This window comes from Streptomyces sp. NPDC058637 (assembly GCF_042717325.1).
Taxonomy (GTDB): domain Bacteria; phylum Actinomycetota; class Actinomycetes; order Streptomycetales; family Streptomycetaceae; genus Streptomyces.
In genome coordinates this window covers 98,751-123,666 of record NZ_JBHXRD010000021.1, presented here as the reverse complement: position 1 = coordinate 123,666, position 24,916 = coordinate 98,751, and the positions used below count along the sequence as shown (strand labels likewise).

At 71.6% G+C, this 24,916-nt stretch carries 18 protein-coding genes and 1 other RNA gene; 15 read left to right on the top strand and 4 right to left on the bottom strand.

Features of this window, described 5'->3' with window-relative positions:
- Positions 1-2: 2 nt before the first annotated feature.
- Both ACFWVP_RS22165 and ACFWVP_RS22160 read right to left on the bottom strand, forming a co-directional pair.
- Complete coding sequence (locus ACFWVP_RS22165) at positions 3-1,367, bottom strand: ABC transporter substrate-binding protein (protein ID WP_384499003.1); 1,365 nt, start codon at positions 1,365-1,367, stop codon at positions 3-5.
- A 218-nt stretch (positions 1,368-1,585) separates the two neighbouring features.
- Positions 1,586-4,906 (bottom strand): FHA domain-containing protein, encoded by a 3,321-nt coding sequence (locus ACFWVP_RS22160; RefSeq protein WP_384499002.1) that lies wholly within the window; start codon positions 4,904-4,906, stop codon positions 1,586-1,588.
- A gap of 433 nt (positions 4,907-5,339) precedes the next feature.
- Here ACFWVP_RS22160 and ACFWVP_RS22155 point away from each other — a divergent pair, with 433 nt between their 5' ends.
- The 4 genes from ACFWVP_RS22155 (at position 5,340) to ACFWVP_RS22140 (ending at position 10,798) form a co-directional block, all read left to right on the top strand.
- Complete coding sequence (locus tag ACFWVP_RS22155) at positions 5,340-7,010, top strand: serine/threonine-protein kinase (RefSeq protein WP_384499000.1); 1,671 nt, start codon at positions 5,340-5,342, stop codon at positions 7,008-7,010.
- A gap of 154 nt (positions 7,011-7,164) precedes the next feature.
- Positions 7,165-8,403, top strand: a complete 1,239-nt coding sequence (locus ACFWVP_RS22150; RefSeq protein ID WP_384498999.1) for a serine/threonine-protein kinase — start codon at positions 7,165-7,167, stop codon at positions 8,401-8,403.
- Positions 8,404-8,472: 69 nt separating this feature from the next.
- Positions 8,473-9,579 (top strand): peptide chain release factor 2, encoded by a 1,107-nt coding sequence (gene prfB, locus ACFWVP_RS22145; RefSeq protein ID WP_384498997.1) that lies wholly within the window; start codon positions 8,473-8,475, stop codon positions 9,577-9,579.
- 346 nt (positions 9,580-9,925) lie between these two features.
- Entirely contained in the window at positions 9,926-10,798 is an 873-nt protein-coding gene (locus ACFWVP_RS22140) for a hypothetical protein (RefSeq protein WP_384498995.1), read from the top strand.
- A gap of 129 nt (positions 10,799-10,927) precedes the next feature.
- Here ACFWVP_RS22140 and ACFWVP_RS22135 read toward each other — a convergent pair whose 3' ends face one another.
- Positions 10,928-11,119 (bottom strand): hypothetical protein, encoded by a 192-nt coding sequence (locus ACFWVP_RS22135; protein ID WP_384498994.1) that lies wholly within the window; start codon positions 11,117-11,119, stop codon positions 10,928-10,930.
- Positions 11,120-11,378: 259 nt separating this feature from the next.
- Between ACFWVP_RS22135 and ftsE the strand changes: the two genes are divergently transcribed.
- The 5 genes from ftsE (at position 11,379) to ssrA (ending at position 15,312) form a co-directional block, all read left to right on the top strand.
- The gene (ftsE, locus tag ACFWVP_RS22130; protein ID WP_014046319.1) at positions 11,379-12,068 is read left to right on the top strand and encodes a cell division ATP-binding protein FtsE; all 690 of its coding nucleotides are present in this window, start codon (positions 11,379-11,381) and stop codon (positions 12,066-12,068) included.
- A gap of 64 nt (positions 12,069-12,132) precedes the next feature.
- Positions 12,133-13,050, top strand: coding sequence for a permease-like cell division protein FtsX (ftsX, locus tag ACFWVP_RS22125; protein ID WP_384498992.1), 918 nt, complete (start codon positions 12,133-12,135; stop codon positions 13,048-13,050).
- A 68-nt stretch (positions 13,051-13,118) separates the two neighbouring features.
- Complete coding sequence (locus ACFWVP_RS22120) at positions 13,119-14,306, top strand: S41 family peptidase (protein WP_384498991.1); 1,188 nt, start codon at positions 13,119-13,121, stop codon at positions 14,304-14,306.
- Between the two features lie 18 nt (positions 14,307-14,324).
- A complete protein-coding gene (smpB, locus tag ACFWVP_RS22115) occupies positions 14,325-14,813 on the top strand; it encodes an SsrA-binding protein SmpB (protein WP_384498990.1) in 489 nt (162 codons plus the stop codon).
- Between the two features lie 111 nt (positions 14,814-14,924).
- Positions 14,925-15,312, top strand: a transfer-messenger RNA (tmRNA) gene (gene ssrA, locus ACFWVP_RS22110).
- Between the two features lie 76 nt (positions 15,313-15,388).
- Here the strand turns inward: ssrA and ACFWVP_RS22105 are convergent.
- The gene (locus ACFWVP_RS22105) at positions 15,389-16,624 is read right to left on the bottom strand and encodes an MFS transporter (protein ID WP_384498989.1); all 1,236 of its coding nucleotides are present in this window, start codon (positions 16,622-16,624) and stop codon (positions 15,389-15,391) included.
- Positions 16,625-16,706: 82 nt separating this feature from the next.
- Between ACFWVP_RS22105 and ACFWVP_RS22100 the strand changes: the two genes are divergently transcribed.
- The 6 genes from ACFWVP_RS22100 (at position 16,707) to ACFWVP_RS22075 (ending at position 24,916) form a co-directional block, all read left to right on the top strand.
- Positions 16,707-17,681 carry a LysR family transcriptional regulator gene (locus ACFWVP_RS22100; RefSeq protein ID WP_384498987.1) on the top strand — a complete coding sequence of 325 codons (975 nt, stop codon included), beginning with the start codon at positions 16,707-16,709 and terminating at the stop codon, positions 17,679-17,681.
- Positions 17,682-17,846: 165 nt separating this feature from the next.
- Entirely contained in the window at positions 17,847-18,497 is a 651-nt protein-coding gene (locus tag ACFWVP_RS22095) for a hypothetical protein (protein ID WP_384498985.1), read from the top strand.
- Complete coding sequence (locus ACFWVP_RS22090; protein WP_384498984.1) at positions 18,498-20,696, top strand: bifunctional polysaccharide deacetylase/glycosyltransferase family 2 protein; 2,199 nt, start codon at positions 18,498-18,500, stop codon at positions 20,694-20,696.
- Complete coding sequence (locus ACFWVP_RS22085) at positions 20,693-22,159, top strand: acyltransferase (RefSeq protein ID WP_384498982.1); 1,467 nt, start codon at positions 20,693-20,695, stop codon at positions 22,157-22,159. Before ACFWVP_RS22090 ends, ACFWVP_RS22085 begins: the two co-directional genes overlap by 4 nt.
- A gap of 152 nt (positions 22,160-22,311) precedes the next feature.
- Positions 22,312-23,643 (top strand): nitrate/nitrite transporter, encoded by a 1,332-nt coding sequence (locus ACFWVP_RS22080; protein ID WP_384498980.1) that lies wholly within the window; start codon positions 22,312-22,314, stop codon positions 23,641-23,643.
- A 130-nt stretch (positions 23,644-23,773) separates the two neighbouring features.
- Entirely contained in the window at positions 23,774-24,916 is a 1,143-nt protein-coding gene (locus ACFWVP_RS22075; protein WP_384498978.1) for a uroporphyrinogen-III synthase, read from the top strand.

Here is a 24,916-nt window from a genome sequence, read left to right as displayed (position 1 = left end):
CGTCAGCTCTTGTACGCCGCGGCCGCGTCGGACTCCAGCTTCGTCTGGGCCCCCGCGATGTCCTTCGGGTTCTTCAGGAAGTCCTGGAGGATCTTCCACTCGCCCTTCCCGGGCGTCCCGCCGAACGACTGCGGGGCCTGGTCGGACATGTCGAACCGGACGTCGTCACCGGCCGCGATCAGCGCCTCGGCCATGGTGCGCTGCACATCGTTCGGGTACGCGGCCGCGTCCAGCGACTTGTTGGGCGAGATGAACCCGCCCTCCTCGGCCCAGATCTTCGCCGCGTCGGTCGAGGCGAGCCACGTCAGCAGCGCCTGGGCGCCCTTGCTGTCCTTGAGCGCCACGGCCGCGTCGCCGCCCGTCACCACGGGGGAGTCCGCGCCGACCGCCGGGAACGGGAACACCTTGGCGTCCGTACCGATCTTCGCCTTGGTCTGCGCGATGTTGATCGAGACGAAGTCACCCTCGAAGACCATGGCGCCCTTGGGCTGGTCGCCCCCGGTGAACGTCTGCGTGACGGACGTCGGGAACTCGGTCTGCAGGGCGCCGTCCGCGCCGCCCGCGATGAGCTCCGGCTTGCCGAAGAGCTCGGCGAGGGTGGTGAGGGCGTCCTTCACGGACGGGTCCGTCCACTTGATCTCGTGCTTGGCCAGCTGGTCGTACTTCTCCGGGCCCGCCTGGGAGAGGTAGATGTTCTCGAACCAGTCGGTGAGCGTCCAGCCGTCCGCGCCCGCGACCGACACCGGGGTGACACCGGAGGCGGAGACCGTCTCGGCCGTGGCGATGAAGTCCTTCCAGGTCTTCGGCTCGCTCGCGCCCGCGTTCTCGAACGCCTGGGAGTTGTACCAGACCAGGGACTTGTTGGCGGCCTTGAAGTAGACGCCGTACTGGGTGCCGTCCACCGCGCCCAGGTCCTGCCAGACCTGCGTGTAGTTCTGACCGAGCTGGGCCTTGGCCTCCGCGCCGACCGGCTTGGCCCACTTCTTGGCCACGGCCTGCTGGATCGCGCCCACCTGCGGGATCATCGCGACGTCCGGCGGCTGGCCTCCCGCTATCTTCGTACCGAGGAAGTTGACGATCGGGTCCTGCGCCGGGACGAAGGTGACCGCGGCCCCCGTGCGCTTCTCGAACTCGTCCAGCACCTTGGTGAAGTTCGCCTGCTCGGGGCCCGTCCAGACCGCGGCGACCGAGATCTTCTCGCCGTCCAGCTTCGGCAGCGTGACGGTCGACGGACTGTCCTTGCCCGAGCCGGACTTCTCGATCTTCGTGTCCTTGCCGTCCTCGCCCCCACCGCAGCCGCTGAGTGCCAGCGCTCCGATCGCGGTGAACACCAGTGCGGCCCTACGCATGCGAAGGGTTGTGCGCATCCCTGCCCCGTCTCTTCATGAGCGCGCATGCGTGGACCGGGACCCACGGTGCGTCTCTCGGGGTGCCGGTGGCGACTCGCATGGCGCGGTTCAACTCGTCGTCCGTGCGCACAGTCCTACGCCGGGTCCACGGGTGCCGCAATACCGGTACGACCCTCAGCGTAGAGATCGTGATCGGCTCGTGACGTCATGTCAAAACTTTGGAGACGGGACGAAGTTCACGAGTGGGAGGGGGCCAGTGGGGGGAGCCGCCCGGCGTTCACCGAGCGCGCCGCCCGCTCCAGGGCGCTGGCCAGGAGAGCGAGGTCGGTGGGTCCGTTGCCCAGCTCACGCACCTGCCGGCGGGTCGGCGGATCGCCCATCCGCTCCCATTCCAGCGGCACGACGACGGGGCGCAGCGTCGCCGTGCGCGGGATGCGGCCGGTGACCCGGCCGCCCTGGAACGGCGTCACCCGGCCGTCCGGATGTCCCAGCCGTCCGCGGCCCGGGGCGGCCTCGTCCGGCGACGGCGGTACGACGGGCGGGTCGAGCACGATGCGCAGCCGGGCCCCGCGCGCCAGCTCCGTGTCCTCGGTGCGGTCCGGGCGGGCGGAGGTGGCGACCAGATGGACGCCGAGCCGTCCGCCGTCCCTGGCCACGGCCTCCAGCACCCGCACGACGGACCCGGCGGACGGGCGGCCGGGGCTGCCGAGGGCCGGGGCGACCAGGGCGTCGAAGTCGTCGGCCAGGACGACGAGCCGGGGCAGCGGGGAGGGGCCGGGGTCCATGGACCGGGCCGCCGCGGGCCGCAGCCGCAGGGTGCCACTGGCGGGGGACTCGATGTCGCCGCGCTGTTCGGCGGCGCCGGAGGGGCGCCTTCCGGTATGCGTCCGCGAGTCCTCGTACCGCGTGTGCCATTCGGAGAAGTCCAGCTGTCCGAGGAGCTCCGCGCGGCGCTTCAGCTCACCGCCGAGCGCCTGGGCGAACTCCCGCATCCGTACGGGGTCGGAGGCGACCAGATGTGTGAAGACGTGCGGCAGCTCGGTGCAGGCGCGCAGCCCCTCGCCGCGTTCCCCGCGCTCACCGCCGGCACCGTCGATCAGCAGGATGCCGAGCCGGTCGGGCCGGGCCGCTGCGGCCAGCGAGGCGGCCACCGCCCGCAGCAGCTCCGTACGGCCGCTGCCCGCCGGTCCCTCGATCAGCATGTGCGGTCCCTCGTCGGCCAGATCGACGGACAGGGGGCCGTGGGGGCCGGCGCCGAGCACGAGCACCGGGCGTCCCGCGCAGCCGGACGACGCCGCGGGCGCGGCGGCCGGCGCATCACGCCGCTGGGCGGGCACCGTGCCCGGGGTGCAGGGGGAGTGGCCCGAACCCGAGCTGGTGGCTCCGCCGCTCCGGAACGGCGTACGCCCCGGTTCGGGGGCCTCGCGCTGCTGGCCCACCCGGGGGTCGGTGCTCAGGGTGCGGCCGGAATTCGTCGTGTCCAGGTCCGCGCCGGCCGGGGCCGCCGTGCGCACCGTGGCACCCGGCTGGTCCTGTGCCGTGGACGCCCACCGGGCCATCAGGGAGGCCGGGGTGGCCCTGGCCAGACCCAGCTCGTCCAGCAGCCGGGCGGACGGGGGCAGGGCGGCGGCCGTGGGTCTGCCGGACAGGGCGGCGGAGCCCTCCTCCCGCAGGGGGGCCAGGGCGCGCGCGAACCGCTCGGCCCAGGCCGCCGACACCGCGTCCACCGCGGCGACGGTGCCGTGCCCGGCGGTCCGCCCACCCGCCGTGCGCAGCAGTCGCAGCGCGGTCGCCACATCGCCGCTCAGCATCGCGACCGCGCCGCACTCACGGAAGGCGATCGAGGCCCGGCACGCGCTGTCGTAGGTCGCGGCGACCGGGGACGTGGGCGAGGCGGCCGGGGTCTCGGCCAGGCAGACGAGGTGGATACCGGCCGCCGCTCCCGCACCGGCCAGGGCCGCCGTGGTCTCGCGCAGGGCCGCCGAACCGGGGTCGCCGTCCAGGATCACCACCGTGTGGGGACCCGCGTGCCGGTGGGCGGCCTCGGTCACCGAGGCCCGGTCGGCACTCGCCCAGCCGGAGCCCAGCGGACCCTCCTCCAGGCGCCGCACCAGCTCCGCCGCGCGGGCGTCCGCCTGCTCGCGGTCGTACGCCAGGAGCAGTCTGCAGTCCTGGCCGTGCATCGGCCGCAGATGCGGCAGCCACCCGAGCCAGGACCACTCGCGCCGCCGCTCCTCGGCGCTGCGGGCCCGGTCCGTGCTGATCAGCACGATCTCCAGGTCGAACGGGGAGTGCAGCGCGGCGAGCTGCGCCACCGTCGAGCGGGCCAGTCCGGACAGCCGTGCCCGGGGCCCGGCGAGACCGAGCGAACCGGCCTCCCGCAGCCCCACGGTGACCGGAACGGCGGACAGGTCGGCCCGCTCCGTCGTGCCCAGCCGTACGACGAGGGCCTCCGGGTGCGTGCTGTCGCGCTCCCACAGCCGGGGGCCGGGGCCGAGCGCGGTGAGGAGCACGGTGGCGGGATCCGGCCAGGTCCCGGCGGGGGCGGAGGGCGAAGGAGCCGGGAGGGAGGGGGCGGGGAAGGAGGGGGAGGTGTCGGTGCCGGCCTCTGCCGGGGGCTCCGGCTCCCCCTTGCCGCCTGCCAGGCGCCGCGCCCAGGCGCCTATGCCGCCGCGCCGCGGGGTCTCGCCGGGGGTGGGGCCGGTGCCGCGTCCGTGGGTGACCTGCGGCCGGGGTCCGTCGGGCCTGCCGCGGTGCTCGCCGTGTCCGGCGGGCCCGCCGTCGTGCGGGTCGTGGGTGTCGTGGCCGGTGGCCGCCCGGCTGTGGGCATGGCTGTGCCCCCCGTCGGCCCGGTCGTCGTACTCCCGCGCGCCCTCGTCCGGGTCCGCTCCGGGGGCGCCCGCGACCTCCGCCCGGGCGACCCGCAGATGGCCCTCGCCGTCGGGGGCCGTCGGGAGAGAGGGCGTACGGGTGCCCGTCGTCAGCCGGAGCGTCGACTCGCCCAGGCGCAGCAGGGCCCCAGGGGCAAGCCGGACCGGGCGGTCGCCGATCTCCGTACCGTCCAGCGAGGTGCCGTTGGTGGAGCCCAGGTCGGCGACCGACACCCGGCCGTCCTCGGAGACCGTCACCGCGCAGTGCAGCCGGGACACGTCCGGGTCGTCGAGCGGGACGTCCGCCTCGGCGGAGCGGCCGATGCGGATCTGCCCGCCGTGCAGCAGATGGACGCCGCCGGCGTCGGGGCCCGCGATCACGTGCAGCCGCGCGGGTACGGTGTCGTCCGCCGCCTCGTCGTCACCGGGCAGCTGGAGCGAGAGCACCGCGCCGTCCACCAGGGGCGGCTCACCCAGGGAGCAGCGCTGCGGGTCGAGGCGCTCGCGTCCGGCGTACAGCACGACGGCGCCGCCGCCGAGGGAGCCTTCCGGACCGGTCACCGCCGCGGCCAGGTTCGAGGCGACGGCCGAGAGAGCGGTCCCCGCCGGAGCGGTGACGAGCACGTCGCAGGTGCGCGCCGGGGTCTGGCCGCTGCGCGGCGCGAGGACGGTCAGCCGGATCTGCATCGCCGTCAGCGGTCCCTTCTGCGCGGGGCGCCCGGCAGGGGAAATGCCCTGTGATTCCCCCCACCCGGCACGGACGCGTCGTCCGGTACAGGTCGTCACGGAGCGCGAGGTTGCCGACCTCGTGGTTCCGTGCTGGAGGCATCCTCGCACCTGCCACTGACAACACGCCCGGGGGTGACCGCTTAGTGATCTTGAATGGCCGACTGTGCGTGCAAAAGTTCCTGCTTGGCCCTGAACGGGGAGTGCTGCACACTCGTTCGGCAACCAACCCTTCGGCGTGAGCGTCCTCCCTCGGACAGGGGTGGCGGGGCGCGGTGGCAACACGACCTGAGGACGACCGGCCGGTGCCCCGTACGGCGGCACTAGAGTGGGCCGCGACATCCGGGCGGGCCGGGGGGACCGCGAGCACAACGATCAGCAGGGAGCGCGTGACGTGCGGCCAGTCGGCAGCAAGTACCTGCTCGAGGAGCCGCTCGGACGCGGCGCCACGGGCACCGTCTGGCGAGCCCGCCAGCGGGAGACCGCGGGCGCCGAGGCGGCAGTCGCCGGGCAGCCCGGCGAGACCGTCGCGATCAAGGTGCTCAAGGAGGAGCTCGCCAACGACGCGGATGTCGTGATGCGGTTCCTGCGCGAGCGCTCCGTGCTCCTGCGGCTCACCCACGCGAACATCGTGCGCACCCGGGACCTCGTCGTCGAGGGCGATCTCCTCGCCCTCGTGATGGACCTCGTCGACGGTCCAGACCTGCACCGCTACCTCCGCGAGAACGGCGCGCTCACTCCTGTCGCCGCCTCGCTGCTGACCGCCCAGATCGCGGACGCGCTCGCGGCCAGCCACGCCGACGGCGTCGTCCACCGCGACCTGAAGCCCGCCAACGTGCTGCTCGACGAGCGCAACGGCGAGATGCACCCGATGCTCACCGACTTCGGCATCGCACGCCTCGCGGACTCCCCGGGGCTGACCCGGACCCATGAGTTCGTCGGCACGCCCGCCTACGTGGCGCCCGAGTCCGCGGAGGGCCGTCCGCAGACCTCCGCCGTGGACATCTACGGCGCGGGCATCCTGCTGTACGAGCTGGTCACGGGCCGCCCGCCGTTCGCCGGGGGCACCGCCCTGGAAGTCCTGCACCGGCACCTCAGCGAGGAGCCCCGACGCCCCACCACCGTCCCCGAACCGCTGTGGACGGTCATAGAGCGCTGCCTGCGCAAGGACCCGGACCAGCGGCCCAGCGCCGTGAACCTGGCCCGTGCGCTGCGTACCGTCGGCGCGGGCATCGGGGTGCACGCGAACTCGGCGCAGATCGCCGCCGCCGAGGGCGTGGGCGCTGTGCTCGCACCGGACCCGGCGCCCGCCGCCGTACCGGAGACCCCCGGCGCGGCCGACCCGACCCAGGTGCTGCCGAGCAACGCCGGCTCCTACGACCCGGCGGCCGCGACCAGCGTGATGCGGCAGACCCCGGGGGGCCACGCCGACCCGACCTCGGTCATGCCGCCCGTGCAGCCCCGCCCCGACGGCCCGCCGCGCCCCGACGAGCCGCACCCCTGGCAGTCCCAGCTCCAGGCGGCCCGCGACCGCAACGAGCAGACGCAGGTCCAGTACCTCGACCCGAGCCAGGACCCGCTGCGCCGGCGTCCGCAGCGTCAGCAGCAGTCCCCGCAGCAGCCTCCGCAACAGGACCGGCAGCACGACCGGCAGCCTCCGCAGCGTCAGCAGCAGCGCCCGCAGCCGCAGCGCGCCCAGCAGTACCCGCCGCAGCAGCAGCCCCAGCGCTACCAGCCGCAGCAGCATCAGCCCCAGCACCAGCCGCAACACCAGCCCCAGCGGCAGCAGTACGCGCCCCCGCAGCAGCCCGCACCCCAGCAGCCGGCCCCGCGCCAGCCCCGGCAGCGCAGCTCCAACCCCATGCGCATCCCCGGCCTCGGCTGCCTCAAGGGATGTCTGTTCACGGTGCTGCTGCTGGTCGTCGCCAGCTGGCTCATCTGGGAGCTGACGCCTCTCCAGGACTGGGTCGCCCAGGGCAAGGGCTACTGGGAGGCCATAGGGGACGGGATCTCCTCGGTCACGCAGTGGTTCGAGGACCTCGGCGGCAGCGGCCCGGCGACCTGACCGGGCAGTAAGCCGGCCACTCTGTGGCTTTGTCGACTTCTGCGGGCCGATTCGCCCGCAGAAGTGAAGGTTGGCGCCGTCCCGGGCACGCAACACCCCGATCGCCGCGTAGCTTTGTCGCCGGGGGTCAACGCCAGCCGCTGAGGGAGCAGTCTTGGCACGGAATATCGGCAGCCGGTACACCGCCCACCAGATCCTGGGGCGCGGCAGCGCCGGCACGGTGTGGCTCGGCGAGGGGCCCGAGGGCCCCGTCGCCATCAAGCTGCTCCGCGAGGACCTCGCGTCCGACCAGGAGCTCGTGGGCCGCTTCGTGCAGGAGCGCACCGCCCTGCTCGGGCTCGACCATCCGCAGGTCGTCGCCGTCCGCGACCTCGTGGTGGACGGCACCGACCTGGCGCTCGTCATGGACCTCGTACGGGGCACCGACCTGCGCACCCGGCTCGACCGGGAACGCCGCCTGGCGCCCGAGGCCGCCGCGGCGATCATCGCCGACGTGGCCGACGGCCTCGCCGCCGCGCACCGTGCCGGAGTGGTCCACCGCGACGTCAAGCCGGAGAACATCCTGCTCGACATGGAGGGCCCCCCGGGGCCCGGCGGCTCGCACCCGGCCCTGCTCACCGACTTCGGCGTCGCCAAGCTGATCGACACCCCGCGCCGCACCAAGGCCACCAAGATCATCGGAACCCCGGACTACCTGGCCCCCGAGATCGTCGAGGGCCTCCCGCCGCGCGCCGCCGTGGACATCTACGCCCTCGCGACGGTGCTGTACGAGCTCCTCGCGGGCTTCACGCCCTTCGGCGGCGGCCACCCGGGCGCCGTACTGCGCCGCCACGTCACCGAGACGGTCGTCCCGCTGCCGGGCATCCCCGAGGAGCTCTGGCAGCTCCTGGTCCAGTGCCTGGCCAAGGCACCGGCCTCCCGGCTCCGCGCCTCCGAGCTGGCCACCCGCCTGCGCGAGCTGCTGCCGCTCCTGTCCGGAATACCCCCGCTGGACGTCGACGAGCCGGACACCGAGGCCGAGCCGCAGGCGTACGACGAGCAGCAGTACACCCCGGCCCCCGAGGAGCCCCGCCGGCGCGGCGCGGTCCCGCTGGTCCCCGGTTCCTCCCCGGACTCCAACCGGGACACCCATACGAGCATGCGCGTCCCGGCCCCCGACGAGCTGGCCGGCGGCCCGCTGGGCACCGCACGTGCCCCACGCGCCCCCGGACGCCCGCGGCCCGGCTCCGCCCGCAACAGGTCCGCGGCCGTCCGCAAGCGGCGGATCACCCTCGGTGCGGCGGCCGTCGTCCTCTGCGCGGCGATAGGGGTGGGCGGCTGGCTCGCGACGAGCGGTGACGACGCGGGCGCCACTCCCCAGGACACGAGGAATTCGGCGCCGTCGGCGCCCTGAGGACCGCCCGGACGCCGCCCGGATCCGGGGGAGGGACAGGTTCACCCGTCCAGCCGTTAGGCTGGACCCGTGGCAGTCGTCGATATTTCCGAAGAGCTGAAGTCCCTCTCCTCGACCATGGGGTCGATCGAGGCCGTCCTGGACCTGGATGCGCTGAGGGCCGATATCGTCGCGCTCGAGGAGCAGGCGGCGGCGCCGTCCCTCTGGGACGACCCGGATGCGGCCCAGAAGATCACCAGCAAGCTTTCGCACCTCCAGGCCGAGGTCCGCAAGGCCGAGGCGCTGCGCGGCCGTATCGACGACCTCTCCATCCTCTTCGAGCTCGCCGAGGACGAGGGCGACGCCGACGCGCTGGCCGAGGCGGAGTCCGAGCTGGAGTCGGTCCGCAAGGCGCTGGACGAGATGGAGGTCCGCACGCTCCTCTCCGGCGAGTACGACGCGCGCGAGGCCCTGGTCACCATCCGCGCCGAGGCCGGTGGCGTCGACGCCGCGGACTTCGCCGAGAAGCTCCAGCGCATGTACCTCCGCTGGGCCGAGCGGCACAACTACAAGACCGAGGTCTACGAGACGGCGTACGCCGAAGAGGCCGGCATCAAGTCGACCACCTTCGCCGTCGAGGTCCCGTACGCCTACGGCACGCTCTCCGTCGAGCAGGGCACCCACCGGCTCGTCCGGATCTCGCCCTTCGACAACCAGGGCCGCCGCCAGACGTCCTTCGCGGGTGTCGAGGTGCTGCCCGTGGTCGAGCAGACGGACCACGTCGAGATCGACGAGTCCGAGCTCCGCGTGGACGTGTACCGCTCCTCGGGCCCCGGCGGCCAGGGCGTCAACACCACGGACTCCGCGGTGCGCCTGACCCACCTGCCCACCGGCATCGTCGTCTCCTGCCAGAACGAGCGCTCGCAGATCCAGAACAAGGCGTCCGCGATGAACGTCCTCCAGGCGAAGCTCCTCGAGCGCCGCCGCCAGGAGGAGCAGGCGAAGATGAACGCGCTCAAGGGCGACGGCGGCAACTCCTGGGGCAACCAGATGCGTTCGTACGTCCTGCACCCGTACCAGATGGTCAAGGACCTCCGTACGGACTTCGAGATGGGCAACCCGGAAGCGGTGTTCAACGGCGAGATCGACGGCTTCGTCGAGGCCGGTATCCGCTGGCGCAAGCAGAGCGAGAAGTAGCCGTCCCCGTACGGCTGTCGGGCCCGGGCAGGGAATCCTGCCCGGGCCCTTCCTTGTCCTGCCGTGCACAGGGGAGTTGGGGGACCGTGTGGTGAATGCGTCACAGTCGTGATTCCGAATAGCCGTCAAGAACCCCTATAGCGGCGCGTATGCCCCGCAACGGCCTTGACGTAGTCCTCAACTCTGGACAGGGTGCTGGAGCAGCATGTGTATGTCTGGGACAGGTGTGATCGGGGCGGGCGGGATGACCACGGTACGGCGTGGCCCCGCGGAGAGAGACCCCGCAGGGCCGTGGACCGCATATGGCTGCTCCTTTGACGAGATCAGCTACTGGGGGTAGCAACAGATGACGAAGAAGACGCGAATCCGCGTCGCGCGGATAGCCGCTGGTGCGGTCATCGCCGCGGGTGCCTCGCTCACCGTCGCGGGCGCGGCGCAGGCCGTTGGCCTCGGCGTCGACGGCGACGACGGCCTCACCGCCACCGTGTCGCTCGCCGGCGAGACGAACCCTGCCGGTGGGGCCGACGAGGGCACCACGGGCGAGAACCCCGCCGGTGGGGCCGACGAGGGCACCACGGGCGAGAACCCCGCCGGTGGGGCCGACGACGGTGGCACGACCACGGACGGTGGCACCACGACCGACGGCGGTACGACGACCGACGGCGGTACGACGACCGACGGTGGCACCACGACCGACGGCGGGACGACGACCGACGGCGGGACGACGACCGACGGCGGGACGACGACCGACGGCGGAACCACCACCGACGGCGGTACGACGACCGACGGGGGCACCACCGGCAACGGCGGGACCACCGGCAACGGGGGGACCACCGGCAACGGGGGGACCACCGGCAACGGGGGGACCACCGGCAACGGGGGGACCACCGGCAACGGCGGCACCACGACCGACGGCGGAACGACCAACGGTGGTACGGACGGCGGCACGGACGGCGGGACCACCGGTTCCGCGACCGGTGACACCGATGGTGCCGGTACCTGCACCGTCGACCTCGACGGTGCCGCGTGCGCCGACAACACCGACACCGACAGCGTCGGCAACCAGCCGGTCGAGCAGGGCCAGGGCAAGGACGAGCTCGCCGAGACCGGTGCGGCCGAGACCACGTTCCTGCTGGTCGGCGCCGCGACGATGATCGCCGGTGGCATCGGCTTCCGCATGCTGCCGCGTCTGGTCGGCGGCGGTCGTACGGTCGCCTAGAGGCCGTACACGCACGGAGAAGGGCCCGGGAGGCCGTCACGGCCTCCCGGGCCCTTCCGCGTACCGGAACCGCTCCAGCGGCCCGTACGCGTACATCTCAGCCGCATCGGGCGGCGCCCACCGGCCCGGTCAGGCGGCCTGGTGCGCCAGCAACGCCAGAGCGGCCACCAGGATCACCATCAGCGCAATCAGCATCGCCGGATTCAGCCCCGCGAACGGTCCCTGGTCCTCCATCCGCTCCCGGCTCGCCCGGCACACGCGGCAGCGTCCCTCACTCACGGGCGCCGCGCAGTTCGCGCACACCAGTCGGTCATAGGTCATGCGCTTTCCTCCTCCCGCGCGGCGGAGCCGCATCACACGCTCTCTCCGCACAACGCTCAGGGAAACGCGACCGTTCCCCCTACCACTGTGCCAGCTCGGGCGGATTTCGGCGCGGCCCGCCGTACAAGGTCCGGCACGCCCCGTTTCGTTCCCCCTCGCGTTCCGTCACAATTCCCTCATTGGGGGACGCCGAATGCACGCGTCAGCCCGGTTCGCGTATGGTCACGCACACCTACTCCCGGCCGACCGTGGTGCATCCGTGATCCGATTCGACAACGTCTCCAAGACCTACCCGAAGCAGAGCCGTCCAGCTCTCAGGGACGTCTCACTCGACATCGAGAAGGGCGAGTTCGTCTTCCTGGTGGGCTCCTCCGGCTCCGGCAAGTCCACCTTCATGCGGCTCATCCTCCGTGAGGAGCGCGCCAGCCAGGGCATGGTCCATGTGCTCGGCAAGGACCTCGCGCGGCTGTCCAACTGGAAGGTGCCGCAGATGCGCCGCCAGCTGGGCACGGTCTTCCAGGACTTCCGCCTGCTGCCCAACAAGACCGTCGCCGAGAACGTGGCCTTCGCGCAGGAGGTCATCGGCAAGCCGCGCGGTGAGATCCGCAAGGCGGTTCCGCAGGTGCTCGACCTCGTCGGTCTCGGGGGCAAGGAGGACCGCATGCCCGGTGAGCTCTCCGGTGGTGAGCAGCAACGCGTCGCGATCGCCCGCGCGTTCGTCAACCGCCCCATGCTGCTGATCGCCGACGAGCCGACCGGCAACCTCGACCCGCAGACCTCCGTGGGCATCATGAAGCTGCTGGACCGGATCAACCGGACCGGCACCACCGTGATCATGGCGACCCACGACCAGAACATCGTCGACCAGATGCGCAAGCGCGTCATCGAGCTCGAGCAGGGCCGCCTCGTACGTGACCAGGCGCGCGGCGTCTACGGCTACCAGCACTGAGAGGGGCCGGCGGTCGCCGGCCCTCTTGAGCACCTGCACGAGCATCGAGTACTGAAAGGACGCCATGCGCGCCCAGTTCGTCCTGTCGGAGATCGGCGTCGGTCTTCGTCGCAACCTCACGATGACCTTCGCGGTCGTGGTCTCCGTCGCCCTCTCGCTCGCCCTGTTCGGCGGTGCGCTGTTGATGCGCGAGCAGGTCAGCTCGATGAAGACCTACTGGTACGACAAGGTCAACGTCTCGATCTTCCTCTGCAACAAGAACGACGCCAAGGACGTGCCCAAGTGCGCCAAGGGTGCCGTCACCGCGCAGCAGAAGAAGGAGATCGAGGGCGATCTCAAGAAGATGGACGCCGTCGACACCGTCGCCTTCGAGACGGTCGACGAGGCGTACAAGCACTACCAGGAGCAGTTCGGCGACTCGCCGATGGCCGGCAACATCACGCCGGACCAGATGCAGGAGTCGTTCCGTGTAAAACTCCACGACCCGCAGAAGTACAAGGTCGTCGCGACGGCCTTCGCGGGCCGTGACGGGGTGCAGTCCGTCCAGGACCAACGGAGCATCCTGGACAACCTCTTCGGGCTGATGAACGGCATGAACGTGGCCGCCGTCTTCCTGATGGCGCTGATGCTGGTCATCGCACTGATGCTCATCGTGAACACCGTCCGCGTCTCGGCGTTCAGCCGGAGACGGGAGACGGGCATCATGCGGCTTGTAGGCGCGTCCGGCTTCTACATCCAGATGCCGTTCATCATGGAGGCCGCCTTCGCCGGTCTCATCGGCGGACTGCTCGCCTGCGTGATCCTGCTGGCAGGCCGGTACTTCCTGATCGACGGCGGTCTCGCGCTCGGGGAGAAGCTGAACCTGATCGACTTCATAGGCTGGGAAGCGGTGCTCACCAAGCTTCCGCTGGTCCTCGCGATCGGGTTGCTGATGCCCGCCGTCGCCGCTCTCTTCGCGTTGCGCAAGTACCTGAAGGTGTGACGAGCGCCCCGTGCGGCATGCGGCCAACGAGCCGTGTGCGGACGGGGCGTTGTCCTAGACTCGTCGGCATGCCGGGCCTCACGCACCTTCGGGGGCCCCGCGGTGTCTACCGCGGGGCGGCCCTGACATTGGTTTTCGCGAGCGTGCTGGCCACCGCCGCGGCCACCGGTTCCCTGCCCCGCGAGGACGACACGAGCGCGGAGATAAAGACCCGCTCCGTCTCCCTGACCGTCGGCTCCGTGGACCGTGAGGAGATCGCGGACGCCGCGGCGGACGCGGAGGCCGACGGGAAGTCCGGCACCGCCGCCGCCGAGGAGGTCGTCAGCCGCAGCGGGGACCGCTGGGGCGCGGTCTACGACGAGCGGGAGTACAAGGACTTCGAGCAGGCCCTCGACGGCTCCTACACCGGGGTGGGCATCTCCGCGCGGCGCTCCGCCCGCGGAGTGATCACCGTGACCGGTGTCCAGACCGGCGGCCCCGCGGACCTGGCCGGTGTGCGCGAGGGCGACCGGCTGCGCTCGGTCGACGGCCGCCCGGTCGGCGAGCGCCCCGTGGCCGAGGTGGTCGCGCTGCTGCGCGGCGACCGTACGGGAGCGGCCGAGGGCACCCCGGTCGTTCTCGGGCTCCGGCGCGGCGACCGGGCATGGACCGTGACCCTGCGGCGGGCCCGGCTCAGCACCGAGGCGGTCACCGTGCGACGGCTGGGCGACGAGCCCTCCGCCGCCGTACTGATCAAGGTCGCCGCCTTCACCAAGGGGGCGGGCACCGCCGTCCGTGACGCCGTGGAGGCCGCTCCCGGGGACGCCGGCATCCTCCTGGACCTCCGGGCCAACGCGGGAGGCCTCGTCACCGAGGCCGTCACCGCCTCCTCCGCCTTCCTGGACGGTGGTCTGGTCGCCACCTACGACGTGCACGGCGACCAGCGGGCCCTCTACGCCGATCCCGGCGGCGACACGGGCCGGCCCGTGGTCGTCCTGGTGGACGGCGGCACGATGAGCGCCGCCGAGCTGCTGACCGGTGCGCTGCAGGACCGGGGGCGGGCCGTCACCGTCGGATCGCGCACCTTCGGCAAGGGCTCCGTGCAGATGCCCAGCAAGCTCCCCGGCGGTTCGGTGGCCGAGCTGACCGTCGGGCACTACCGCACTCCGGCGGGCCGCAGCGTCGAGGGGCAGGGCATCACACCGGACGTCGGGGCGGGTCCGGAGGCGGAGCAGCGGGCCGAGACGGTATTGATTGGCCTCGGGGGTGGGTCGTAGTGCGAAAATGACGGCACTATGGCCAAGGAAAAAGACACAGGGCGCAAGATGATCGCGCAGAACAAGAAGGCGCGGCACGACTACCTCATCATCGACACCTACGAGTGCGGTCTCGTGCTCATGGGTACGGAGGTCAAGTCGCTGCGGATGGGCCGGGCCTCCCTGGTGGACGGTTTCGTCCAGATCGACGGCAACGAGGCGTGGCTGCACAACATCCATGTCCCGGAGTACGTGCAGGGGACCTGGACCAACCACGCCGCCAAGCGGAAGCGCAAGCTGCTGCTGCACCGGGCCGAGATCGACAAGCTCGCGTCGAAGACGCAGGAGACGGGCCACACCATCGTGCCCCTCGCGCTGTACTTCAAGGACGGCCGGGTCAAGGTCGAGATCGCGCTCGCCAAGGGCAAGAAGGAGTACGACAAGCGCCAGACGCTGCGGGAGAAGCAGGACACGCGGGAGACGAACCGCGCGATCTCCGCGGCCCGCCGGCGCCAGCGGAGCGCGTAGTACGGGGCCCCCGACCCGGAGCTGCCGTAATAGGGTGGCCCCGGCACGCGTCGGTCACGTACGATGGGCCGTGCACCTCACAGAAGGTGCGCGCATTTGAAAAAACAACATGGGGATGATCGGTTTCGACAGCGGATGTCGAGGCAGGGGAAGCGAGTCGAGGAAGCGACAATGATCTCGTTAACCATATGTCGCAAACAATAATCGCCAATTCCAAGCGCGATTCCTCCGCCTTCGCCCTCGCTGCCTAATTAGCAGCTAAGCGAAGACTCTGCGGAGTGTCAGCCCGGGAGTGATCCCGACCCGGATCCTGGCATCACTAAGGGATCTAAACTTCTAAGCCCGGTCACGGGGCTTTGAAGGAAATCAAACAGTGACTGGGCCTGTCGGAGGCTTGTTCGCGTGACCTCCGGGGCCGAGAAAAGCGTAGCGAACTGCACTCGGAGAAGCCCTGGTTCCGCACCGTTGGACGCGGGTTCGATTCCCGCCATCTCCACAATTCCCATGTGAACGAGGACCCCGTTGCCCCTGGCAGCGGGGTCCTCGTTTTTTCTTTTTCCGGACGCGATCCGGAGTCAGCTCCTGCGCGTGCCCGCCGTCGCCACGACCAGGGCCAGAGCCGCCGCGCACATCGGTGCCGCATAGCCGATCACCGTTCCGGAGGATTCCACCAGCCAGCCGCCGGCCGCCGAACCCGCGGCTATTCCGCCCAGCAGTGCGGTGACCGCGAGCGTCATGCCCTCGTTGAGCTGCGCCTGCGGGGTGAGGCGCTGCACCAGCGTCATGCCGGTGACCATGGTGGGCGCGGTGGCCGCCCCCGCGAGCAGCAGGCAGCCCGCCAGGACGAGCAGGGAATCGGTCGTGGCCGCGGCGATCGGCGGCAGGGACATCAGCGCGGTCATCCCCAGCAGGCAGAACAGCAGCCTGCGCCGGACGTCCGAGGCCGGGCGCAGCGAGCCGTAGAGCAGTCCGGCCACGCAGGATCCGCCCGCCTGGAGGGCGAGGATCGCACCCCCGGCGTGGGCGATCGAGACGACCTCCATGGCGCCGAACACCGCACCCGTCGCGAGGAACGCGGCGAGCAGGGCGGGCATGCCGGGGGTCCGCAGCGGGGAGGCCGCGCGGGTGCGGGGAGACACCGGGGGCTCGGTCGCCCGTTGCGCGGCGAAGACCAGGACGCCGGTCATCAGGAAGATCGCACCGGTGAGGGTGCCGGCCTCGGGGAACAGGGCTCCGCAGAGGGTGGCGGCGATCACGGGGCCGAGCATGAAGCAGAGCTCGTCGACGGCCTGCTCGAATGAGTTCGCCGTGTGCAGGGCCGCCGGATCGCCCCGGTGCAGATGGGCCCAGCGGGCCCGGGACATACCGCCGGTGTTCGGGGTGGTGGCCGTGGCGGCGTACGCGGCGAAGAGCGTCCAGACCGGCGCCTCGTAGTGCACGCAGAGCAGCAGGGCGAGCGAGCCGAGTACGGCGATCGCGGTGGCGGGCACGGCGATCCGCGCCTGGCCGTACCGGTCGACGAGCCGGGCCGTCCAGGGGGCGACGACGGCGGTCGCGGCCAGGCCGGTCGCGGTGACGGCACCGGCGAGGGCGTACGAACCGTGCGCCCCGGCGATCATGATGACGGCGCTGACGCTGAACATCCCCATGGGCAACCGGGCGAGGAGATTGCCCGCGGTGAAGGCGCGCGCGCCGGGGGTGGCGAGCAGCCTGCGGTACGGGTTGCCCGCGGACGGTCCCGCGGAGGCGGAGGCGGAGGTTGTGACGGGGGTGAGGGTGGGGGTGGGGACGAGAGCGGTTTCCTGAGGCACGCGTCCAGCCTCGGGGGCGGGCTCCGGACCGTCCAACACCTGCTCCGCGCCGATTCACGCACCCTTGTTGTAAATTCGGCGGGTGCCTTCCTCCTCCGACATCGATCCCCGGCTCCTGCGCGCTTTCACGGCCGTGGCCGAGGAACTGCACTTCACCCGCGCCGCCGCCCGGCTCTACGTCGCGCAGCAGGCGCTGAGCCGGGACATCCGCCGACTGGAGCGCGAGCTCGGCAGGGAGCTCTTCGTCCGCACCACCCGCCAGGTGTCGCTCACCGCGGACGGGGAACGTCTCCTCCCGTACGCCCGGCAGGTGCTCGCCGCGCACGCCGAGCTGTCCGCGGCCTTCTCCGACCCCGCCGCCCGGCCGCTGCTCGTCGACGTCAACACCGACGGGGGGACCGCGGCCCGGGTGCTGGCCAGGGCGCGCGAGCTCGCACCCGAGTGCGAGCTGATGGCGCGATTCGAGAGCGGGCTGACCTGGGCGGCCGGCGAGGTGCTCGCCGGGCGCCTCGACGTCTCCTTCGGCCGGGCCGCCGGACTCGACCCGGTAGTGCTCGCCCGGCTCTCGGTACAGCCCGTGCGGTACGAGCCGATGGCCGTCCTGCTGCCGCACGATCACCCACTCGCCGGGCGTGAGGTCGTCGCCCTGGCCGACCTGTCCGGGGAAACCGTCTACGCGGGGGCGGGCAATGCGCGCACGCGGGAGTGGACAGATCTTGCCGCACGGTTGTTCGGCGAGTGGGGCATCGTGCTGGCCCCACCCGCTCCGCTCGCGGTCGGCATGGCCGAATTTCAGCGGGTGATGGCGAAGTCCGGGAACCCGGCACTGGCCGTCGTGGATTTCGTTCCACTTCCCGGCACGGTGGTCCGTCCCTTGGTGCGACCGGTGCCGTTGTCCCCGCTGGCGATGGTGTGGCGGGCCGGGCCGGACCATCCCGGTCTGGCCGCGCTGCGAGCCGCGGCGGTCGAACTAGCTGCGGCGGGAGGATGGATGCAACGGCCATCTGGATCTTGGCTGCCCGAAACCGATGCGTCGCTCATGCGTCACTGTTCATGAGTGGGACGTACCGGGAGGGCCTGTCGGCCGCCGTCGTGCGCTACATTCGGGGTTCCGGGTGCACGGGAGATGTGCTGCGCCGACGGGGTGGGGGCCCTGTCCGACAGTAGGAATTCAGTCATTCCCGCGCACCTGCTTCGTTGAGTGGGGGATGTGCGAACACCTGTGGAAAATTGGCGTGAAGGTACCCGTACCGGGCACACGCACGAGCCGAACGACGTCACCGTCCAGCTGGACGGCCTCGGTCGGCAGCTTGCCGAACTGCCTGTGGAACCGAGCCCTCCGGACCCCTCCGACGGCCCGGTCTTCGTCGACGAGAGCGGTCGCCGCAGCAAGACGTACCGGCGCCTGGGATGGGTGCTCGCCACGATCTGCGCCGTCTACGCGGTGACGCTGGTGGTCGCCGTGGTCGGCGGGAACTCCACCGCACCCTGGCTGCCCCTCTCCGGGCACGAGGAGAAGCAGGCCGGTGACATCGAGGTGCGGCCCGCACCGACCGACGCCGACGAGGGGTCCGCGAGCCCCGGGGCCACACCCACCGCCTCCGTCTCCGCCCCGGCCGCGAACGGCTCCGCGAACCCGTCCGCCTCCGCGTCCGCGTCCGTCGCGCGCCAGCCCGGCACGGCGGCCTCCGCGTCCGCCTCCGTGACACCCCCCGAGGGCGACGGTGCGACACAGCCCGGCCCCGGAGCCTCGGTGTCCGCCTCACCGGCCGGCAGCCCCTCGCCGTCCGACACCGAACCTCCCGTCGTGGTGAGTCCGCCCCCGTCCCAGGAACCCTCGGTTCCGCCGGTGGAAGAAGAAGGCACCCAGTAGATGACCACCCCCGTCACGCGGGGCAGGCACAACCGTAGGAAGAAGCGGACCGTCCGGCGCAGGCTCCCGATGCGCTATCTGCTTCCGTCACTCCTTCTCGTCGCCCTGCTCGCCATGCTGATGCTGCGCGGATACGTGCACAGCGAAATCCTCGCCGACCACCGCGTCCAGGCCCCGGCCCCCACCACACAGGTGCCCGCCGACGTCCTCGACGGCGGGCCGGTCATAGACGCCCGTACGCCCGGTGAGGCAGCCGAGACCCTCCGGATACCCGACCACAAGATCGTCCTGACCTTCGACGACGGCCCGGACCCCGTCTGGACCCCGCGGGTCCTGGACGAGCTCAGGAAGTACGACGCGCACGGCGTCTTCTTCGTCACCGGCACCATGGCCTCGCGCTACCCGGACCTCGTGCGGCGCATGGTCGACGAGGGGCACGAGATCGGGCTGCACACCTTCAACCACCCCGATCTGTCCTTCCAGTCCGCGGGCCGGATCGACTGGGAGCTCTCCCAGAACCAGCTGGTGCTGGCGGGCGCGGCCGGCATCCGCACCTCCCTCTTCCGACCGCCGTACTCCTCGTTCTCCGACGCCATGGACAACAAGTCCTGGCCGGTCACGCAGTACATCGGCAGCCGCGGCTACCTCACCGTCGTGAACAACACCGACAGCGAGGACTGGAAGCGCCCGGGTGTCCGCGCCATCATCGAGCGGGCCACGCCCAAGGGCGGCAAGGGCGCCATAATCCTGATGCACGACTCCGGTGGCGACCGCTCCCAGACCGTGACCGCCCTCGGGGAGTTCCTCCCGGGGATGCAGGAGCGGGGCTACGAGTTCACCCACCTCACGGCCGCCCTCGGCGCCCCCAGCGCGCACACCCCGGTCACCGGGTTCGCGCTCTGGAAGGGCAAGGCGTTCGTCTTCGCCGTGGACATCTCGGAGCGGATCACCGGTGTGCTGGTGGTCGGCCTCGCGGTCATCGGCGGCTTGGTGCTCGTCCGCTTCGGGCTGATGCTGCTGCTCTCCTTCCTGCACGCAAGGAAGGTCCGCCGCAAGGACTTCAGCTGGGGCGAGCCGATCACCCGCCCGGTGACGGTGCTCGTCCCCGCGTACAACGAACGCGAGTGCATCGAGGCCACCGTGCGGTCGCTGGTGGCAAGCGACCACCCGATCGAGGTCATCGTCATCGACGACGGCTCGACGGACGGCACGGCCGACCTCGTCGACGCGATGTGGATACCGAACGTCCGGGTCGTCCGCCAGCAGAACGCGGGCAAGCCCGCGGCGCTGAACAACGGCATCGCGAACGCCCGCCACGACATCGTCGTGATGATGGACGGCGACACGGTTTTCGAAGCCTCCACCGTGCGCGAGCTCGTACAGCCCTTCGCGGACCCCCGGGTCGGGGCGGTCGCGGGCAACGCCAAGGTCGGCAACCGTGACTCGCTGATCGGCGCCTGGCAGCACATCGAGTACGTGATGGGCTTCAACCTCGACCGCAGGATGTACGACCTCCTGGGCTGCATGCCCACCATCCCCGGTGCGGTCGGTGCCTTCCGCCGGGAGGCACTGGACCGGATCGGCGGCATGAGCGAGGACACCCTCGCCGAGGACACCGACGTCACCATGGGGCTGCACCGGGACGGCTGGCGCGTCGTCTACGCGGAGAACGCCCGTGCCTGGACCGAGGCCCCGGAGTCCGTGCAGCAGCTGTGGTCGCAGCGCTACCGCTGGTCGTACGGCACGATGCAGGCCATCTGGAAGCACCGCCGCGCGGTCGTCGAGCGCGGGCCCTCGGGCCGCTTCGGACGCGTCGGACTGCCCTTCGTATCCCTGTTCATGGTGGTCGCCCCGCTGCTGGCCCCCCTGATCGACGTCTTCCTGCTGTACGGACTGGTCTTCGGCCCGACGGGGAAGACGGTCGCCGCCTGGTTCGGCGTCCTGCTGGTGCAGGCGGTCTGCGCCGCGTACGCCTTCCGGCTCGACCGGGAACGCATGACCCATCTGATCTCCCTGCCGCTCCAGCAGATCCTCTACCGGCAGCTGATGTACGTCGTGCTGCTCCAGTCCTGGATCACCGCTCTCACCGGCGGCCGGCTGCGCTGGCAGAAGCTCCGCCGTACGGGAGTGGTGGAGGCACCGGGCGGGACACCGAACCGCCGCAAGGACGCTGAGACGGACCGGAGGCCGGTCGCATGACCCACCCGAACCAGCCCCGGCGGGACGGCCACGACGGCTCCCGGCCGCCGCAGGGCGGCACCTGGCTGCCGGAAGGCGGCGCGTACCCCACGCGGGACGGCAAGCACCCGCGGCAAGGCACTGCGTACCCGGGACAGGGCAGCCCGTACCCGGGACAGGGCAGCCCGTACCCGGCGCGGGACGGCGCCCACGCGGCGCACGCCGGGGCCTTCCCGGGGCAGGCCGGGCAGACCCGTACCGCCCCGGGTACCACCGCCCGTGCCCGCCCGGCAGCCCCGGCAGCGGAGTACCCGGCCCCCGCGGACCCGGAAGCCGCCGAAGCACCCGTACCGCCCGCCCGCCCGGGACGGGACCGCTATCTCGACCTCCTCCGGGCCGTCGCCCTCGTCCGCGTCGTCTTCTTCCACCTCTTCGGCTGGGCCTGGCTGACCGTCCTCTTCCCTTCCATGGGCGTCATGTTCGCCCTGGCCGGTTCGCTGATGGCCCGCTCGCTGGCCCGCCCCGCGGGCGGTGTCATCCGCGGCAGGCTGCGCAGGCTGCTCCCTCCCATGTGGGCGTTCTCGCTCCTCGCGGTGCCCGTGATGTTCGCGCTGAGCTGGAAGCCCGTCCGGGAGGAGGGGCTGTGGTGGTTCGTCAAGATCGGCTGCTACCTCCTCCCCGTCGGCTCCCCTCCGTACCCCGAGGAGAACGGCTCGGCCGGCGGATGGCTGGAGGTGTCCTGGGCGGACCAGGCGGTGGGGCCGCTCTGGTACATCCGGGCCTACCTCTGGTTCGTGCTCGCCTCGCCCCTGCTGCTCAAGGCGTTCCGCAGGCTTCCGTGGGTGACGCTCCTCGCGCCGATCGGCCTCACCGCCGTGATCGGCACGGGCCTGGTGACCGTGCCCGGGATGCTCGGCGACGGGCTCGTCGACTTCGCGGTGTTCGGGTCCTGCTGGATCCTGGGCTTCGCACACAACGACGGGCTGCTCAAGGAGATCCCGCGCTACCTGGCGGTGTCGTCCGCCGCGATCGTCATGGGCTTCGGCCTGTGGTGGGCGTCCGGCCACCTCACCGAGGAGGGCTGGAACCTGGACGAGATCCCGCTCGCCCAGGCCACCTGGTCCCTCGGCTTCTGCGCGATCCTGCTGATCTACGCCCCGTCCTGGAAGCGGCTCCCCGGCAGGCTCGCCGGCTGGGACGGCCTGGTCACGCTGGCCAACAACCGGGCCGTGACGATCTATCTCTGGCACAACCTGCTGCTGATGGCCGCCGCCCAGCTCGTCGACGGACTGTGGGCGATCCCTTGGTTCGGCGACGCGTTCGGCACGTACATCGAGAAGGCGTACGACGGGCTCGTCCTGATCCTGGTCTGGCCGCTGATCGGACTGGCGATCCTGTCGTTCGGCTGGGTCGAGGACGTCGCGGCCAAGCGACGGCCGCGCCTGTGGCCCAACGGGACGGACCGGCGCCGCAGCCGGGCCTGAACCCTTCCGGAGGTGCGGCGGGCCCGGGCTCACCGCACCCCCGGCGGCCGAGTGAGAGCAAGGTTGCGCACCGGTCACCTCGCGGCACCGCACCGAAACGAGCGTTCCCTAGCGTCGGCGGCACAACACCCCGACCCCTGTGGAGGCGCGTGATGGCCGGTCGTTGGATCGAGCAGTGGGAGCCGGAGGACGAGACCTTCTGGCGTGAGTCGGGCGAGCGCGTCGCCCGGCGGAACCTGTGGTTCTCCGTGCTCTCGGAGCACATCGGATTTTCGATCTGGTCCCTGTGGTCCGTGATGGTCCTCTTCATGGGGCCGGAATACGGGATCGACCCCGCCGGGAAGTTCTTCCTGATCTCCACGGCCACCCTGGTCGGTGCCGTCGTCCGGGTGCCGTACACCTTCGCCGTCGCGTTGTTCGGCGGGCGCAACTGGACCGTGGTCAGCGCGCTGACGCTGCTGGTACCGACCATCGGCGCCTTCGTGGTGATGGAGCCCGGGACCTCGTACACCACCTTCGTCGTCGTCGCCGCGCTCACCGGGATCGGCGGCGGCAACTTCGCCTCCTCGATGACGAACATCAACGCGTTCTTCCCGCTGCGCAAGAAGGGCTGGGCACTCGGGCTGAACGCGGGCGGCGGCAACATCGGGGTGCCGGTCGTCCAGCTCGTCGGCCTGCTGGTGATCGGCACGGCCGGCGCCGCGTACCCGCGGATCGTCCTCGGCGTCTACATCCCGCTGATCATCGTCGCCGCGCTCTTCGCCGCCTTCCGGATGGACAACCTCCGGCCCGTCCAGAACGACACCGGGGCCGCACTCCAGGCCGTACGCGACCCGCACACCTGGATCATGGCGGTGCTCTACATCGGCACCTTCGGCTCGTTCATCGGCTACAGCTTCGCCTTCGGTCTCGTCCTGCAGACGCAGTTCGGCCGCACCCCGCTGCAGGCCGCGTCGCTCACCTTCATCGGCCCGCTGCTCGGCTCCCTGATCAGGCCCGCGGGCGGCTGGCTCGCCGACAAGTACGGCGGCGCCCGGATCACGCTGTGGAACTTCGCCGCGATGGCCGCCGCGACCGGTGTCGTCGTATACGCCTCCGGCATCGAGTCCCTCGGCGTCTTCCTCGTCGGATTCATCGCACTGTTCGTGCTGACGGGACTCGGCAACGGCTCGACGTTCAAGATGATCCCGGGCATCTTCCACGCCAAGGGAGTCAGCAAGGGTCTGGACGGCGAGGAGGCCCTCGCGTACGGGCGACGGCTGTCCGGGGCGGCCATGGGTCTCATCGGGGCGGTCGGGGCCCTCGGCGGCCTCGCCATCAACCTCGCCTTCCGCCAGTCCTTCGCGACCTCGGGCGCCGGGACCGCCGCCTTCTGGTCCTTCCTGGCCTTCTACGCCGTCTGCTTCACCCTCACCTGGGCGGTATACCTTCGCCGGACCGTGGCCGTGTCGGCGAAGCCCCAGCTCAGCTATGCCGAGGTGTGAGGATGACCACCGGGCGTCCTACGACGTAACGGGCGGGAAATGTGGGTGAACCGAGTCTGTCACGCAGGGTTGGCAGTCTCGGTCCTCCGCACCATCGAGCAGCAGCGGGACGAGAGCCGGGTATCACGCCATGCACGACGACGCACAGCACGGGCCCCTCGCGGGCTTCACGGTCGGGGTGACCGCGGCCCGTCGCGCGGAGGAGCTCGGGACGCTCCTCCGGCGCAGGGGCGCCGCTGTACTGCACGCCCCCGCACTGCGGATCGTTCCGCTCGCGGACGACAGCGAACTCCTGGCCGCCACCAAGGAACTGATCGACGACACACCCGATGTCGTGATCGCCACCACCGCCATCGGCTTCCGGGGCTGGGTGGAGGCCGCCGACGGCTGGGGCATCGGGGACCAGCTCCTGGAGCTGCTGCGCGGCGTCGAGCTCCTCGCCCGCGGCCCCAAGGTCAAGGGCTCCATCCGGGCCGCCGGGCTCACCGAGGCCTGGTCGCCCGGGTCCGAATCGATGGCCGAGGTCCTGGACCGGCTGCTGGGCGAAGGGGTCGACGGCCGGCGCATCGCCCTCCAGCTGCACGGCGAACCGCTGCCCGGATTCGTCGAGTCGCTCCGGGAGGCGGGTGCCGAGGTCGTCGGCGTCCCCGTGTACCGGTGGATGCCGCCCGAGGACATCACCCCCCTCGACCGGATGCTCGACGTCACGGTCGCCCGCGGCCTGGACGCCATCACCTTCACCAGCGCCCCCGCCGCAGCCTCGTACCTGAACCGTGCCGAGGCCCGCGGACTCCTCCCGGAGGTGCTGTCCGCCCTGCGCCACGACGTGGTCACGGCCTGCGTCGGACCTGTCACCGCCCTGCCCCTGCAGGCCGTGGGCATCGACACCGTCCAGCCGGAGCGCTTCCGGCTCGGCCCACTCGTCCAGCTGCTCTGCGCCCAGCTGCCGGCCCGTGCCCGTACCCTCCCGGTCGCCGGGCACCTCGTCGAGATCCGCGGTCACGCCGTGCTGGTCGACGGCGCCCTGCGGCCCGTACCGCCCGCCGGGATGGCCCTGCTGCACACGCTGGCCCGCCGGCCGGGCTGGGTGGTCTCACGCGCCGACCTGCTGCGGGCCCTGCCGGGCAGCGGAACGGACGAGCACGCGGTGGAGACGGCGATGGCCCGGCTCCGCACGGCCCTGGGCGTGCCGAGGCTGATCCAGACGGTCGTCAAACGCGGCTACCGGCTGGCACTGGACCCGTCGGCGGACACCAAGTACGCGGATACCTGA

Bases quoted from the DNA above. Each gene is read 5' to 3' on its own strand.
- ACFWVP_RS22165 (WP_384499003.1), bottom strand. From the start codon at position 1,367: ATGCGCACAACCCTTCGCATGCGTAGGGCCGCACTGGTGTTCACCGCG.
- ACFWVP_RS22160 (WP_384499002.1), bottom strand. From the start codon at position 4,906: ATGCAGATCCGGCTGACCGTCCTCGCGCCGCGCAGCGGCCAGACCCCG.
- ACFWVP_RS22140 (WP_384498995.1), top strand. From the start codon at position 9,926: ATGACGAAGAAGACGCGAATCCGCGTCGCGCGGATAGCCGCTGGTGCG.
- ACFWVP_RS22135 (WP_384498994.1), bottom strand. From the start codon at position 11,119: ATGACCTATGACCGACTGGTGTGCGCGAACTGCGCGGCGCCCGTGAGT.
- ftsX (WP_384498992.1), top strand. From the start codon at position 12,133: ATGCGCGCCCAGTTCGTCCTGTCGGAGATCGGCGTCGGTCTTCGTCGC.
- ACFWVP_RS22120 (WP_384498991.1), top strand. From the start codon at position 13,119: ATGCCGGGCCTCACGCACCTTCGGGGGCCCCGCGGTGTCTACCGCGGG.
- smpB (WP_384498990.1), top strand. From the start codon at position 14,325: ATGGCCAAGGAAAAAGACACAGGGCGCAAGATGATCGCGCAGAACAAG.
- ACFWVP_RS22090 (WP_384498984.1), top strand. From the start codon at position 18,498: ATGACCACCCCCGTCACGCGGGGCAGGCACAACCGTAGGAAGAAGCGG.
- ACFWVP_RS22085 (WP_384498982.1), top strand. From the start codon at position 20,693: ATGACCCACCCGAACCAGCCCCGGCGGGACGGCCACGACGGCTCCCGG.
- ACFWVP_RS22080 (WP_384498980.1), top strand. From the start codon at position 22,312: ATGGCCGGTCGTTGGATCGAGCAGTGGGAGCCGGAGGACGAGACCTTC.
- ACFWVP_RS22075 (WP_384498978.1), top strand. From the start codon at position 23,774: ATGCACGACGACGCACAGCACGGGCCCCTCGCGGGCTTCACGGTCGGG.